Source organism: Bacteroidota bacterium, from assembly GCA_018831055.1.
Taxonomy (GTDB): Bacteria; Bacteroidota; Bacteroidia; order Bacteroidales; family B18-G4; genus M55B132.
The window spans coordinates 1-14,145 of record JAHJRE010000207.1 but is presented as its reverse complement, the minus strand read 5'-3'; the positions used below and the strand labels follow the sequence as shown (position 1 = coordinate 14,145).

At 41.7% G+C, this 14,145-nt stretch carries 12 protein-coding genes; 7 read left to right on the top strand and 5 right to left on the bottom strand.

Going from position 1 to position 14,145, the window contains the following annotated elements:
* Nucleotides 1–4: 4 nt before the first annotated feature.
* Entirely contained in the window at nt 5–1,303 is a 1,299-nt protein-coding gene (locus tag KKA81_13780) for an AMP-binding protein (protein MBU2651993.1), read from the top strand.
* A gap of 170 nt (nt 1,304–1,473) precedes the next feature.
* The gene (locus KKA81_13775; GenBank protein ID MBU2651992.1) at nt 1,474–2,100 is read left to right on the top strand and encodes a hypothetical protein; all 627 of its coding nucleotides are present in this window, start codon (nt 1,474–1,476) and stop codon (nt 2,098–2,100) included.
* 5 nt (nt 2,101–2,105) lie between these two features.
* Here KKA81_13775 and KKA81_13770 read toward each other — a convergent pair whose 3' ends face one another.
* The gene (locus tag KKA81_13770) at nt 2,106–2,744 is read right to left on the bottom strand and encodes a hypothetical protein (protein MBU2651991.1); all 639 of its coding nucleotides are present in this window, start codon (nt 2,742–2,744) and stop codon (nt 2,106–2,108) included.
* Between the two features lie 315 nt (nt 2,745–3,059).
* Here KKA81_13770 and KKA81_13765 point away from each other — a divergent pair, with 315 nt between their 5' ends.
* Nucleotides 3,060–3,671, top strand: coding sequence for a hypothetical protein (locus KKA81_13765; GenBank protein MBU2651990.1), 612 nt, complete (start codon nt 3,060–3,062; stop codon nt 3,669–3,671).
* An 86-nt stretch (nt 3,672–3,757) separates the two neighbouring features.
* Nucleotides 3,758–4,918, top strand: coding sequence for a 1-acyl-sn-glycerol-3-phosphate acyltransferase (locus KKA81_13760; protein MBU2651989.1), 1,161 nt, complete (start codon nt 3,758–3,760; stop codon nt 4,916–4,918).
* Here KKA81_13760 and KKA81_13755 read toward each other — a convergent pair.
* On the bottom strand, nt 4,907–5,668 hold the full coding sequence (locus KKA81_13755; protein MBU2651988.1) for a DUF1295 domain-containing protein: 762 nt from the start codon (nt 5,666–5,668) through the stop codon (nt 4,907–4,909). The genes KKA81_13760 and KKA81_13755 overlap by 12 nt on opposite strands.
* Before the next feature lie 141 nt (nt 5,669–5,809).
* On the opposite strand from KKA81_13755, the gene gatE reads away from it, so the two are divergent.
* From gatE to KKA81_13740, 3 genes are all read left to right on the top strand, one after another.
* Nucleotides 5,810–7,774: a Glu-tRNA(Gln) amidotransferase subunit GatE gene (gene gatE / locus KKA81_13750; protein ID MBU2651987.1), complete on the top strand. Its 1,965-nt coding sequence runs from the start codon at nt 5,810–5,812 to the stop codon at nt 7,772–7,774.
* A gap of 29 nt (nt 7,775–7,803) precedes the next feature.
* Entirely contained in the window at nt 7,804–9,189 is a 1,386-nt protein-coding gene (gene gatD / locus KKA81_13745) for a Glu-tRNA(Gln) amidotransferase subunit GatD (GenBank protein MBU2651986.1), read from the top strand.
* A 62-nt stretch (nt 9,190–9,251) separates the two neighbouring features.
* On the top strand, nt 9,252–10,526 hold the full coding sequence (locus tag KKA81_13740; GenBank protein ID MBU2651985.1) for a hypothetical protein: 1,275 nt from the start codon (nt 9,252–9,254) through the stop codon (nt 10,524–10,526).
* Between the two features lie 49 nt (nt 10,527–10,575).
* Here the strand turns inward: KKA81_13740 and KKA81_13735 are convergent, their stop codons facing one another.
* The 3 genes from KKA81_13735 to KKA81_13725 all read right to left on the bottom strand — a co-directional run.
* Nucleotides 10,576–10,887 carry an RNA-binding protein gene (locus tag KKA81_13735; GenBank protein MBU2651984.1) on the bottom strand — a complete coding sequence of 104 codons (312 nt, stop codon included), beginning with the start codon at nt 10,885–10,887 and terminating at the stop codon, nt 10,576–10,578.
* Nucleotides 10,888–11,019: 132 nt separating this feature from the next.
* Entirely contained in the window at nt 11,020–12,825 is a 1,806-nt protein-coding gene (locus KKA81_13730) for a T9SS type A sorting domain-containing protein (GenBank protein MBU2651983.1), read from the bottom strand.
* Between the two features lie 114 nt (nt 12,826–12,939).
* Nucleotides 12,940–14,145 (bottom strand): T9SS type A sorting domain-containing protein (locus KKA81_13725; protein ID MBU2651982.1); only part of this gene is annotated, 1,206 nt, incomplete at its 5' end.

The following is a 14,145-nucleotide window of genomic DNA, read 5'->3' as shown; positions in this document are numbered from 1 at the left end:
GTAAATGGAAGCTATACCCAGAATTGAGCAAATTCCTGAAAAGGAAATTAAGAGATACCAGGAATCCCGGTTACCTGAACTGCTGGAATACCTAAACAACAATTCACCCTTTTATCGTCAATCATTTGAAAATAACAGGATTGAAATTAGTAAAATCCGGCGGCTGGAGGATCTCTCCCTGCTTCCTGTAACTACTAAGGACCATCTTCACCGGCAAAACGATGATTTTATCTGTGTGCCTTCACAGAAGATCATAGATATTGTGACAACATCGGGCACTTTGGGAGATCCGGTGAAGTTTGTCATGACCGATCATGATCTGGACCGCCTGGCATACAATGAATACCTTTCATTTTTGTGTGCAGGGGGAACGCCGAATGATGTTTATCAGCTTATGACAACCATCGACCGAAGGTTTATGGCCGGATTAGCCTATTTTTTGGGAGTTCGCAGGCTCGGAGCAGGAATAGTCAGGGTAGGCAATGGTATGCCTGAATTGCAATGGGATACCATTCTAAGAATGAACCCCAATACCTTAATTGCGGTACCATCATTCATTCTGAAATTGATAGAGTGGGCTGAAGAACAAGGAGTAGATTACCGGTCTTCCTCAATAAGGAAAGCTGTTTGCATTGGTGAGCCATTGAGGAACCCCGATTTCTCCCTTACAACTCTTGCCGGCAAGATCCATGAAAAATGGGATATTGAATTATACAGTACATATGCTTCGACGGAAATGGCAACTGCATTTACCGAATGCAGGCATGGAGCAGGCGGGCATCATCATCCGGAGCTGATCATCGTGGAGTTTCTTGATGATCATGACCAGCCGGTAGGAGATGACGAACCCGGTGAGGTTACCATTACAACCCTTGGCGTTGAAGGCATGCCTTTACTCAGGTTCAGGACCGGGGATGTATGCTATCATTACAATGAACCCTGTGCATGCGGAAGAACAACCATGCGCCTGGGACCCGTCATCGGAAGAAAAAACCAAATGATCAAATTCAAAGGGACAACCTTATACCCACCGGCGCTATACGATATCCTGGATAATATCCGTGAAATTGAACATTACATTGTCGAAGTTTATACAAATGAAATAGGTACCGATGAAATACTTATCAGAATAGGCTGCAACAATGTCACGGAAGGTTTTGAAAAGAAACTGAAAGACCATTTCCGGGCCAGCCTGAGGGTTGCTCCAACGATTTCATTTGAAGACCCCAAAACTATTGAGAAATTAAAATTTCCTGAGGATAAACGTAAAGCGGTGACTTTCATAGATCACCGCAATAAGTGATGATAAATTTGTTATCATCAGGGAAATTCCCTGCTGATTGTTGTAATTTTGCCAATGGAAGTATCCCGGTTTAATAATATAGCGGGTTATCATCAGATTGTTGATCGAATGTAGTTGGTATACAAATAAGTAGTTTATAAAGAGTATTGTGAAACTAAAACTTTATGGTTATGAAAAAGCAATTTATTCTTCTTGCGGTAATCATGATCCTGGTACCGTTGGCCAAAGCCCAGGATGCTTCTATGATTTTTAATTCCAAAGAATGTACCTGGTTCGGACTTGATTTTTCCCAATCCCGGATGATTGGCTCCGAAGGGTTTCAGGATCCTTATCAGATTAAAAATCACTTCTTCGATTCCTGGAATCAGCTTGTTGTCGCCGAAGCTGATAAATACAACATTGGCAGGGCTTTCCTCAAGGATAATGTAAACTATTACCTGGATGCCGTGGAAAAAAGGAACGAATTACCGAATATGGATGACCTTGTGATTAATTCGGAGTATACCATTCCGGAGGAACAAGTCAGCGTCATGATACGGGAATATGACATGGGAGATGTAACCGGCCTTGGTATTGTTTTCATCGTTGAAGCTTTTGACAAGCTTTCTGAAACAGGCCGTTTCTGGGTTACCATGTTCGATGCCGGTACCAAGGAAGTACTTCTTACCCAAAAACTGACGGGTAAGGCAGGTGGTTTTGGGATCCGCAATTACTGGGCAAAATCCTATTATAATGTTTTAAAGGACATTGAGAAGGACCAGTATAAAAAGTGGCGTGCCAAATACGGTGGTAAATAGTTAGATTACGGTACTCTTATCAGCAAACCAAAGTTGAACATTACACCGGACAAATTTAGCTCGGAACTATTGGCATGCCAATTATTGTAGGTGTATACATCACTTTTTCCGCTGAAGTAATCGATGGAAAAGACAAAGCTTGCCTTTTTCCCAACGGTAAGGGTAGGTCCGGCATAAATACCGGTCATGTTTCCCAGATTGACGTCATTGTCGTCTGAGTATTCTCCAGTCCATTTAGGACTCCAGGCCATTACTCCTCCGTGAAATCCAAGTGTAAATACACTGGCAATACGAAATCGTGCAGCAAAATCTCCCATATAAACAGGACCGTTGAATGCACCGCTCCAGAGGAAGCCACCACCACCCGTGAAATCAAGGAAAACCACAGGTGTATTGATGCTGATTCCAGCCAGGGCATTGGGGACAACCGAGGCAAAACCGGAGATTTCGTCTGTTTCTGAATAATAATACCAGCCGCCTCCGGATCCCGATCTGGATACTGAAAATCCATTAATATCCGGACTGATCAGGTAAGAAATGGGTTGAAGGTTGAGGACAAAGCTAACCGGTGACTGCGTCCTTGCTTCCTGGAAAATGATTAGAAGCAAGATGATAATTGGTAAAAGAATTCCTGCTTTTTTCATAATTTTGGTGTTTGTGTTCTTAAGTCAAATATAGAAATATTTTTTATTTAAGAATATAAACCACTTCGGTTAAAGATTATGAATTTGTTAATAGTATGCTCAGGAAAGCTTCTTGAATTCAATTATAATATTATACTGGGTGTTGGGAAGGGTTAATAAGTCTTGCAGGTTGCTTGCTGCAAGTTCCAGGCTTCAAGATACAGGATAACTGGCAGTTGAAGCATGTAACCTGCAACATGTACCTTGATATTCATCTTTCCAAATACTCTTTATTTTTAGTACACTGTAAAACATTAACCACTAATTAACTAAATCATGAAAAGAACATTAATTGTTTTAATTGCAATCCTCTTTTTTGCAGGAATTCAGGTTTCACAAGCACAAAAGCTGAAACTGAAAGAAGGCTCCTTGTCATTTTTAAAGGGTCAGAAAGAGATCAATATTCAATTCGACTACAGTAATATGTCGGTTGGTAAGTTTGAAAATGAGGAAGACTATATCACTAAGAAAAAAGCAGACTATAACGCTGACGAACCCGGCAGGGGAGATCGTTGGGCCAAGGATTGGGTTGATGACCGCGTAAATGTCTATGAACCCCAGTTCCAGGAATTGATGAATAAGTATCTTACGGAAATCGGACTAAAGGTGGTTCATAATGACCAGGCCAAATATACCATGATTTTCCACACTACATTTACGGAACCTGGTTTCAACGTGGGAGTATGGCGTGGTGATGCATACATAGATGCTGAAATACGCATTGTAGAAACAGCCAATCCGGGGAAAGTGCTGGCTTTGATTACTATGGAGGATTCGAGAGGAAGAACGTTCGGGGGTAATGACTACGACACCGGAACAAGAATATCAGAATCCTATGCCAAAGGGGGGAAGGAACTTGCCAAGTTCATGATGAAGCATATGAAATAGTCTGATAATTTATTCACAAGCAGGGATGGTATCCCCGGATAGCGGGAGATGTCATCCCTTTTGTTTTTTTGTTAATTTTGCCGATTATGTCTAACGGATCTGTTTATCAGGAGTTAAAACCCTATACTGACCAGGAGTTCCCCGGTGTTCTGAAAAAGATCATCGCAGATGAGGTTTTTCCTGAACTCATGGCATTTGTTTATCCTGAAATTCCGGTGGAAGATATTCGTAAGAAATTGCTTGGATTTCAGACCATCCAGGAATTTCAGCATAATTTTATGGCTGAGGCCTTTGGACGTATTATTTTAAAAACATCCCGTGGAGTTACGATAAGTGGATTGGAAAACATCCACCCCGACCAATCCTATTTATTTATTGCCAATCACAGAGATATCATATTAGACTCGGCGGTGTTACAGGTTTTGTTTGTCAGGAACGGATTGGACACGACCGAATTCGCGGTTGGCAATAATCTGATGGTTTCCGATTTTGTCGCAGACATCGGGAAAATCAATAAGATGATCATTGTTATTAGGGATGGCTCAAGACGGGAGTTATTGGAATATTCAAAGGATCTTTCGGCTTATATCCGTGAATCCGTTACCACCGGAAGAGATTCGGTTTGGATTGCGCAACGCAATGGTAGGACGAAAAACGGGGATGACCGGACAGACTCCGGATTACTGAAAATGCTTTTTATCAGCGGACCATCTGATTTTGTTTCGAATTTCAGCGAACTAAACCTTATTCCGGTTAGCATATCGTATGAAATAGAGCCTTGTGATATCCTGAAAACGCAGGAAGTGTATCTTCGTTCGATCGGACCTTACGACAAGAAGCCGGGAGAGGATTTAAACAGCATACTTACAGGCCTCAGGCAGCAAAAAGGACGCATACATCTGTCGATCGGAAATCCTTTGGCTTATGAAGATCTCCAGATCAGTCCCTGCTCAACCCTTAACGACAAGATTGCCTGGCTTGGACAGGAAATTGACCGGCAGATACACAAGAACTATCATTTATGGGCATCCAATTACATTGCTTTTGATATTCTTACAGGAAAAAGTAGTCACGGAAAATACTCAAAAGAAGAGATGTCAGCATTTGAAGAGTATTTACATCAAAAACTTGCACTTCTTGATGGTGATCATGAAAAACTGAAAAGGATTTTCCTGGGTGTTTATGCCAACCCGGTAAATAACGCTTTGAAAGTTTCAGGACAGATTCCCGAAAGATCAGATGATTAGTGGGATAACTGCTTTGCGTTCTTCAGGATAATCATCAAAATACTCCTGATACCACTTATGATGGTCTAACGCTCTTGGGATGAGGTTTGCCATGGTCCAGACAGCAAAGGAAAGGCCCGGCAGATTCCACATCAAAATGGCAAATCCAGTCCATTCAAGAATCTCACCAAAAAGATTAGGGCAGGAAATGTATTGAAACAACCTGCCTTCCGGTATTATGTAACCGTTCCCGGGTGACTTTCTCAGGTTGATAAGCACATTATCTGAAGTCCAGTTTATATACAATCCCAGAAAAAACAACAGGAAACCTGTAATAAACCTGGGATCCCAAAGCCAGGATATTTCATAATAACCGGAGAAATTGCCAAGGAAATAGCCGATAATGAAACCATTTACCAGGTTGAAAAATACGGCCATTGCAACAATGACTACAGGCATTTTCTTTTTTCCTGTCCTGAGCCTGAAAGGGAATACCATCACCCGGTTAAAATAATGTAAACCGAATAGAATGATAAATACCCAGGGAACCATTCCTGGGATAATATTTCCTGTGAAAAAAAATATAAAAGGGACAATCAACGCCGGCAGTTCCATTATAAACCAACCGGTTTTATTCCCGATCATAGGGCCCCAGTTACTTTTGGTATGCCGGCCATAAGGGGCAGTGACCTTGAGAAGAAGTAGAAATGTTAACAGTGCCAGGGCTATCCACCCCCAAGTAAGTATATTAAACTGAGAAAGACTAAGCATAGGCATATCATTTGAAGCGCAAAAATAGTGATTTCATAAATACGGGTTAATAATCCGGTAAAAGCCGGCGATGGGTAATAACAATTATTATTACATTTGACACTTTGTTTGACGTACATTTCCTTTATTATGCCAGAGAAGATGAAAAAGTTTGATCCTAAGGAAAACTACAGGATCACCCGGGAACTGATAGGTTACGTACCCCGTAAAAGTGCTACACAGCAAGACTACGACAGGATAGGATTCAAATCGGGTCTCGAAGTCCACCAACAATTGAAAACCAGGGAAAAGCTCTTCTGCCGCTGTCCGGCAGGGAAATACAACCGGAGTGATGATTATGATGCGGAATTGATCCGTCATATGCGTCCCACGCTTAGTGAATTGGGTGAATACGATGGAACTGCCCTTATGGAGTTTAAAACCCGCAAAGAAATAATATACAGGATTAAGAACGATACTGCCTGTACCTACGAAGTGGATGATACACCTCCCTTTCCCATCGACCGGGAAGCGCTCGAGATATCCATAGAGATATCCCTTTTATCGAAGCTGAATATTGTCGGTGAAGTACATATTACCCGTAAGCAATATCTCGACGGGTCTATTCCAACCGGGTTTCAGCGTACTGCCATCATCGGGGTGGAAGGGGAAATTCCTCTGAAGAACAAAAAGATAAGGCTTATCCAGTTAAGCCTTGAAGAAGATTCATGCCGTGAGATATCTGATATAGGTCATGTAAGGATTTATAAGACCGACCGCCTGGGTATGCCACTGATCGAAACCGTCACATATCCTGATTGTACCAATCCGGATGAGGTGAAGGAGGCATGCGATTATATCCGTTTCCTGAATCGTTCAACAGGAAAGGTGCGTACCGGAATTGGTGCAGGCCGGGAAGATGTGAATGTTAGCTGCCGTGGAGGCTCCCGCGTGGAAATCAAAGGAGTTGCCCATACCAGATGGATACCAGAACTTACACACAACGAAAGTTTCAGACAATGGGCATTGCTTCACATAAGGGAAGAATTGAAAAATAGAATCCCAAAGCCTGAAAAGTGGATCATTAGTCATAAAAAATTAAATCCGCTTTCGTTTTCATTCCGTTATGCCCCACTTACAGAAGCAAAAAATCAGCAACACCTTATAGTTGCAGTTAATTTGCCAGGATTCCTTGGTATTTTATCACATTTTACCCAACCGGGTAAAATGTTTGCCGATGAGTTGGCCGATAGGCTAAAGGTGATAGCCTGTCTGGAGAAACCTAACATGACGCATACCGAAGCCATAAAACCTGCTATTTCGGGGAAGGATTGGGAGAAGATTCGGAAGATGTTAAAAGCGTCAGAAGATGACGTCCAATTGGTATTCTGGGGACCGGAAGATGATATCAAAACCGCCCTGGAGACTATTGAAGAACGTTGCAAAATGGCTTTCGAGGGTGTACCCAACGAAACACGGAAATCGTTTGAAGACGGAACTACGATCTTTGAAAGGGTGTTACCGGGAGCCGATCGTATGTATCCGGATACCGATTCAGCTCCTATACCCCTGGAAGAAGAATTGATCGAAAAGATAAGGCACAGGGTACCTTCAGAAGTGATAGACCGTTATCATCAACTCAGGGAATGGGGAGTGCCGGAAGACACCTACACGTATATTTTTAAAAGAAACCATTATCCACTGATACGCAGGATAGTAGATGATCTGGGCGTGAATCCGCGCTTTGTGGGGTCATTTTTCGGACATACTCTCAAGTTTGTAGAAGGGCATTACACACCGGCAACAGAATTTAATTACTGTATCCTCTTTGCCATGTTCAAATATATTCTTGATCATGGACTTGACCCCGAGATTGCCGGCAAGATGTTGCCGGTTGTTTATGAACATCCAAAAATGGATTTTAATTCTGTTCTTACGGTTATTAAGTTTAAAAAGCTAAACCGTGAAGAAATACTGAACCATGTTCCTTTCCTGGAAAAGAAATACCATGAAATTGGCCGCTCACAGGAAGATCAGGATAGGAAAAACTGGATTATGGGCCAGTTGAGAAGTATGGCTTTGGGGAACATATCGTTGAGTGAATTATACAGAACCATCGGAAAGTAACATTATTGAACTAAATAAACCAGGATATCATGAGTGATGATTTTTTCCAGGGATATAAAGGAGATGCACTGGAAGTATTGAAAAAGTACCAGACCCGGGTATGGGGGCAGGCTGAGATTGATACAACACGCGGGCATTTTAATGGCACTATCCTGCCAAGGTCTGAGAATGACGACGACAAACATATTGTTGTAAAGATACCTACAGGATACAATATTGGAGTGGATGTGCGCACTATTACCGGAATGAAGGAAGTTGGTTATAAAAAAGCCAATTACAAGATTCCTGAAAAGGAATTTCCTATAACACCAGGGCTTCCGAGTGTTAAACTATTCGGCACCGGCGGTACCATTGCCTCCAGGCTGGATTATAGGACCGGAGCTGTTATCCCGGCATTTTCTCCTGGGGAATTATATGGGGCTGTCCCGGAGCTTGCCGATATCTGCAATCTGGAAACGGAAAAAGTATTTGCGGTATTCAGCGAAAATATGGGTCCTCAACAGTATGTCAAGCTATCGAAAGCCATTGGAAAAGAGATTGAGAATGGTATTGATGGTATTGTGATAGGCCATGGTACGGATACGCTTCATCACACCGGAGCTGTGTTGACATTTATGGTTCAAAACCCACCTGTACCAATTATTTTAGTAGGTTCCCAGCGTTCATCCGACCGTCCAAGCTCCGATGCAGCTCTCAATCTGATGCACGCCATGTTTGCTGCCGGCCATTCTGATATTGCCGAGGTTATGGTTTGCATGTTCGGGCCGACATCTGATGAATACGGTTTGCTTCATAAAGGCACCAGGGTCAGGAAGATGCATTCCTCCTATCGCTCCACATTTCGTACCATCGGAGATACACCGGTTGCCAGGGTAACCAGGAAGGAGATCCTCCCGATAAAGAAAAATTATAACCCACGGCGTAAAGACCGCAATGTAAAGATACTGCCGTATTTCAGTGATGAAGTAACAATGTTATATTATTACCCGGGTATTAAACCTGATACATTGGATGCACTGGTTGAAGCTGGATACCGGGGCATCATTATCGTGGGAACGGGACTCGGACATGTGAACAAGGAACTCTATCCTGCTATTGAGAGAGCCCACTCCAAAGGTGTTCATATGTACATGACTCTCCAGACGATCTGGGGATATGTCCACATGTTTGTTTATGATACAGGCCGTGACATGATGGCAAAAGGTATTATTCCCACTGGAAATATGCTTCCTGAAGTTGCCTGGGTTAAACTGAGCTGGATTCTTGCCCAAACCGATGACCCCGCGGAAGTAAAAAGAATGATGCTGACCCCGATAAACGATGAAATCACTCCCAGGGAACCCTATAATGGTTATCTTGTTTATCAGGGAGGAGTACCTGAAGTGGAGGAGTTTGTCAGAAAGGTGCATAAATAGCCCCCACTCTTAACTGCGGTTTCTTATAAATATTAGTTGGAGAAGTTTGATAACTTTGCCAAATGATGAAACGTTTTTTACTGATTTGTGCCTTTTCTGTTGTTGCATTATTTTCCTGGTCACAGGAAATTATTCGTGTAATGCATTATAATCTCCTCAATTATGATATAAATACAGGTGGGTGCAATGCAAGCAATAATAATGTCAATGATAAAAATGTATATTTACGCACCATCCTGGAATATGTTAATCCACATATTATAACCGTAAATGAGATTAACTGCAGTGTTCAAACCTACGATAAACTGCTGGATGATTGCCTGGATATTTATAAGCCAGGTCTTTTTGAAAGAGTGGAGAAAACCTGCCCATCCAATATTGCACTTTCCAACATGATTTATTACAGGGAGGATATTCTTTCTTTCCACTCCCAGGAAGTAGTTTCTACCAATGTGCGGGATATTAACCTGATTCGTTTGTACTATGATGCTCCTGACCTCGGAAATACTTTTGACACGGTTTTCCTTACCTGTATCATTGCTCACTTAAAAGCAGGATCCGATTGGGATGATGAACTGGAAAGAGCAGATGAAACCCATCGTCTGATGAATTTTCTGGACCAATCAGGGTATACCGGAAATATGCTTTTTATGGGTGATTTCAATGTTTACGATGGTTCAGAACAGGCGTTTCAGAATGTAGTGAATCCTGATAATACTGCTTTTCGTTTCCATGATCCCATAGACAAAATCGGTGATTGGCATAATAACTCATATTTTAGTCCCATTCATACCCAGTCTACCCACACAGTCCAGAATTGCTTTATATCAGGGGGTATGGACGACAGATTTGATTTTATACTCATTTCCGAAAGCATTAAGAATGTCGAAAACGAGGTTGCCTATGTTGAAGGCAGCTATAGGGCCATTGGTCAGGACGGCCAGCGTTTCAATAAATCCCTTATTGAGAGCCCTGTAAATTCATCTGTCCCCTCTGTTGTACTGGACGCACTTTACAATATGTCAGATCACCTTCCGGTAATGCTTGATCTTGCTATCGGCCAGGGAGCCGGCATCTTCAAAGCACAATCAAGCAATGTTTTCGCAGTCACTAATCCGGTGAGAGATAAAATATCTTTACGATTTTCCTCTCCAATAAGCGAACAGGAACAATTAATCCTTTCCACGGTTACCGGCTCCATTTTGCATATATACTCTCTGGAGCCGGGTCAGGAAAAGGTTGAATTACCTGCAACATCTCTGGATCCTGGATTTTATCTGATTGGAATATACAGTAATAGAAGTCTGAAGGCGGCCCTGAGGATAGTCAAATTATAAAAAAAAAAGGCTGCTATTAGCAGCCTTAACGAATATCGATGTTGAAATCTTAATAACGTCTTTTCTCGAAACGGTTTCCACCGCCACCACCACCACCACGGGGCCTGTCGTTGCCGGCTTCACGCGGTCTGGCTTTTTTTACAACGATCTGACTGTTGTCGTATTCGCATTCATTTAATTCGCTGATGGCTTTCTGGGCTTCATTGTCGTTTTTCATTTCAACGAAACCATACTTTTTTGAATAGCCAGTGACTTTGTCCATAATCACATTGGCTGAAACGACCTCACCGTATTCTTCAAATAAGGTCCGTAAGTCATCACTGGTTGTGGATGAACTTAACTTTGCTACGAAAATGTTCATGTTTACTTGATAAAATGTTAATTTAATTGAGAAAGTTCTTAGGAAAGCAGAATCAATATAGAATGCTGAAAACCTAAAGTGTTTGCAAAGATAAACAGAATCTCAATAATATTACCTAATAGTGTTGTTTTTTTATTGTTTAATTATTTTTTGGAGGTAAATCTTTCGACCATTTCTAAAATTTAACAGGTATATCCCCGATGAAATGTCTTCCGGTAAAATATCAGATAAAGTAATGGGTATATCATAATATCCCGGCTCCAAAATGCCATAGTCCTTCCATCCCAGTATCCTTCCCTCTATATTAAGAATTTCAATAATTACCGGTGTTCTTTCCGTTTGCAGGAATGAGATATTAACCAAATCATGGAATGGATTTGGTTTGATTATTAAATGGCATTCCGGATTATCCTGTAAGCTGACAGGATTGACAATTTTAAGGTAATTGATGGCTGTATCGGAGTTCTCTCCCAAATAAGTTACCAGACTTACTTCATATAGGCCGGGGATCTCAAAAATATGATTAAAGGAAGGAACAATCTGCCAGGATGCTCCATTCAGATACCATTTTAAACTGTCTATTCCCCCATTTGGAAGGGACTCGCTGTGAAACAAGACGGGTGTTCCTGTTTGGGAGGAATCCGGCAAGTGAAATACAGATAAGGGGGCTGTTTCGCAATATAGTTTAATACAAAGATCAAAAGGATAGGCTGTATTGTTGCCTATTGGTGTCCAGGAAGCGCCATCAGGGCTGATCCAGCAAAGGCCAGTCTGGAGGGTTATGGCACTATTGTAATTTGTTTCGTAAATCTCAATGGGAATGGGTTTCTGGGTACCGGGTGATGTGTATTTTATCCTGAGATAATAATCGTTCCCAAGCGTGTCAGTCCTCAGATTGATTGGGAAAGAATAAAACCCTGCAAAATCAAGAGTTCCGGATTCGATGGTACCCAAATGGTCTCCAAGGATGCCTCCATTAAAACTTCTGTAAATGTCGATAATCAGGTTCGAGTTGGCTTCAACCGCATAAGTTCCTATCCTTTTTACCTGAACCGGCAGAAAAGGTGGCGAAAACTGACCTATCGAATAATGAATCAGGGCAAATGCTGTGTTCGAACTGAATCCGGTATTATCGATCCAGCCAAAATCATCATAGAAATACACATAAGCAGAATTGAATTGGGGAAAAGGAATTCTGGCAGGGAATACTGCTGTCTCGGTAAAAATCTGACTGTCGTAATAGGATACATAAAAATACCCATTATTGGCCCAGGATGTTCCGTATGAATCCTTAATTATCCAGGCTCCGGGGCTCAGACCGGGAAACTGGATATTGTCATCCCATCCTGTTACCGTTACACAATGAGGATATCCACCGGTTGTATTATAATAATAGGTATAATTCAAAGAGTTATAGGATGCCATATCGAAAATCATACTTGTTGCAAGAGCGCCGTAATCAAGGATAGCCTGTTTCAGAATGTTTATGTCTTTTGGTAAAAACCTCACATCGGCAGTGAAAGCTACAGGTTGTATGGGAAAAGGATTGTCAGGACATTGTTTGTAACTTAAGGTGTCTCCATATGGATCGAGAATTTCGCTGACCGGCCCCGAATGTTTTCCAAACATTGACGATGACATGTAGAAATTACCCCCCTCACAGGGCAAACGATCGAATTCCTGACAATTGATCAGATTGTCTTCAGATAAATCATATGTCCCATAACCGTTTTTCAGCCAGCTGGATTCAATTGACGACATGGTGGCAAAAGCCCAGCAAGCGCCACAGGAACCCTGGTCTTTCACAGGCGATACCCAACCGTATGTTCGCAGGTCATAAACAGAAGGAAACATCTGATTTGGTTCATTTATCAAGGTTTGTCCGGTAATCTGAAAACAAAGAAGTAATAACGGGATGATAATAATATGCTTATTCATCTTGTAAGGATTAGGTTACAGATATGGTATCTAAAAATACTAAATATTTTTACCAAATGCAAAAAAAAATGGCAACTCAAATCGAGATGCCATCTTTTTTTTCAATGGATAAGTTTATTCTACGATCATCTTTCTGGTTATGCTTTGCTTTCCTGCAGTGACGGTATAAAAATATATACCTGATTCCAATCCGTTGGCATCCAGAGCGAGTTTATGCATGCCTGTTGAAAATTGACCATAGCCGTATTCTCTGACGTTCTGGCCAATAATATTGATAATTTCGACATTAATTTCTGCCGGTTTTTCCAGTGTTACATTAAAATATGCAATCCCATTCACAGGGTTTGGATAATTCTGCGACACACTAAGTGTATTACCATCTATTTCAGGTTCAGATACGTAAAATCCCAGGTCGGCAACATTCAAAACGAAGTTATCTACGTAACGGAATGATACCGGGTCAGAATTATTACTTGGGTTCATTAACTGGCAGGCAAAGGGAATTTCATAGTTATCGCCATAATCAAACACATAATAGGAGGCTGTCCCCATATAAGCCTGCCACATTACGGCAGTGAAAGAGGTGACGTTAAAAACCTGGGAATAACTATGGTTGGCTATATCATGTCCAACACAATAAATATCAGGCGCAGTATTTTCTTCTGCAATCGTAGTATTTATCCAGGAAAAGAACATCTTTGTTCCATCAGGGGTTACGGAGATATAAGGTCTTACGTCTTCATCAAGATCATCGGTTCCTGTAAATGTTCCCCTGAAAGTATAAGGTGTATTCAATGTATCTCCTGTCCAACTGAACATATCGTCATAGGATACAAGATGGGTAAGCGCAATGGAATTTCCTGTACCCGGTAGCCCTTCCCATCCTGTAGCTATAGTCCAGTCATCACTTCCACGTAGCCCAACGACAAAGAAGAGGTGTGGGTTGCCCCAGGCATCAACAGCAATGTCAAAATCAAATGCCGTTGTAAAGTTCAACTCAGTACGATCGGGAATAGGTGGTTCATAAATGTATTCCAGGAATTCGTCAGTGAGGTAATTAAGAATACAGGAAATTCCATCCGGGCCTCCTAACTGAACATTGTAGGGGCCATCCCAGTTTTCACCTCCATCAGTGGTTTTGAAAAGAAGTGGATAATAGGATCCTTCTGCAACATCGTTTTCTCCATTATTGCTTAATACACCAAGATAACCCGTGGTTCCGTCGGGTGCAAAGGCCACTTTTACATTAATGACCCGTGTACCTGTCGGAACCGGGAAAGGAAGCAGTGATTGCCCATAATCAAACAATCCTGTTCCTTC

What these genes read in the sequence shown, in the direction of transcription:
- KKA81_13780 (MBU2651993.1), top strand. Translation starts at nt 5, where the DNA reads ATGGAAGCTATACCCAGAATTGAGCAAATTCCTGAAAAGGAAATTAAG.
- KKA81_13775 (MBU2651992.1), top strand. Translation starts at nt 1,474, where the DNA reads ATGAAAAAGCAATTTATTCTTCTTGCGGTAATCATGATCCTGGTACCG.
- KKA81_13770 (MBU2651991.1), bottom strand. Translation starts at nt 2,744, where the DNA reads ATGAAAAAAGCAGGAATTCTTTTACCAATTATCATCTTGCTTCTAATC.
- KKA81_13765 (MBU2651990.1), top strand. Translation starts at nt 3,060, where the DNA reads ATGAAAAGAACATTAATTGTTTTAATTGCAATCCTCTTTTTTGCAGGA.
- KKA81_13760 (MBU2651989.1), top strand. Translation starts at nt 3,758, where the DNA reads ATGTCTAACGGATCTGTTTATCAGGAGTTAAAACCCTATACTGACCAG.
- KKA81_13755 (MBU2651988.1), bottom strand. Translation starts at nt 5,668, where the DNA reads ATGCTTAGTCTTTCTCAGTTTAATATACTTACTTGGGGGTGGATAGCC.
- gatE (MBU2651987.1), top strand. Translation starts at nt 5,810, where the DNA reads ATGAAAAAGTTTGATCCTAAGGAAAACTACAGGATCACCCGGGAACTG.
- gatD (MBU2651986.1), top strand. Translation starts at nt 7,804, where the DNA reads ATGAGTGATGATTTTTTCCAGGGATATAAAGGAGATGCACTGGAAGTA.
- KKA81_13740 (MBU2651985.1), top strand. Translation starts at nt 9,252, where the DNA reads ATGATGAAACGTTTTTTACTGATTTGTGCCTTTTCTGTTGTTGCATTA.
- KKA81_13735 (MBU2651984.1), bottom strand. Translation starts at nt 10,887, where the DNA reads ATGAACATTTTCGTAGCAAAGTTAAGTTCATCCACAACCAGTGATGAC.
- KKA81_13730 (MBU2651983.1), bottom strand. Translation starts at nt 12,825, where the DNA reads ATGAATAAGCATATTATTATCATCCCGTTATTACTTCTTTGTTTTCAG.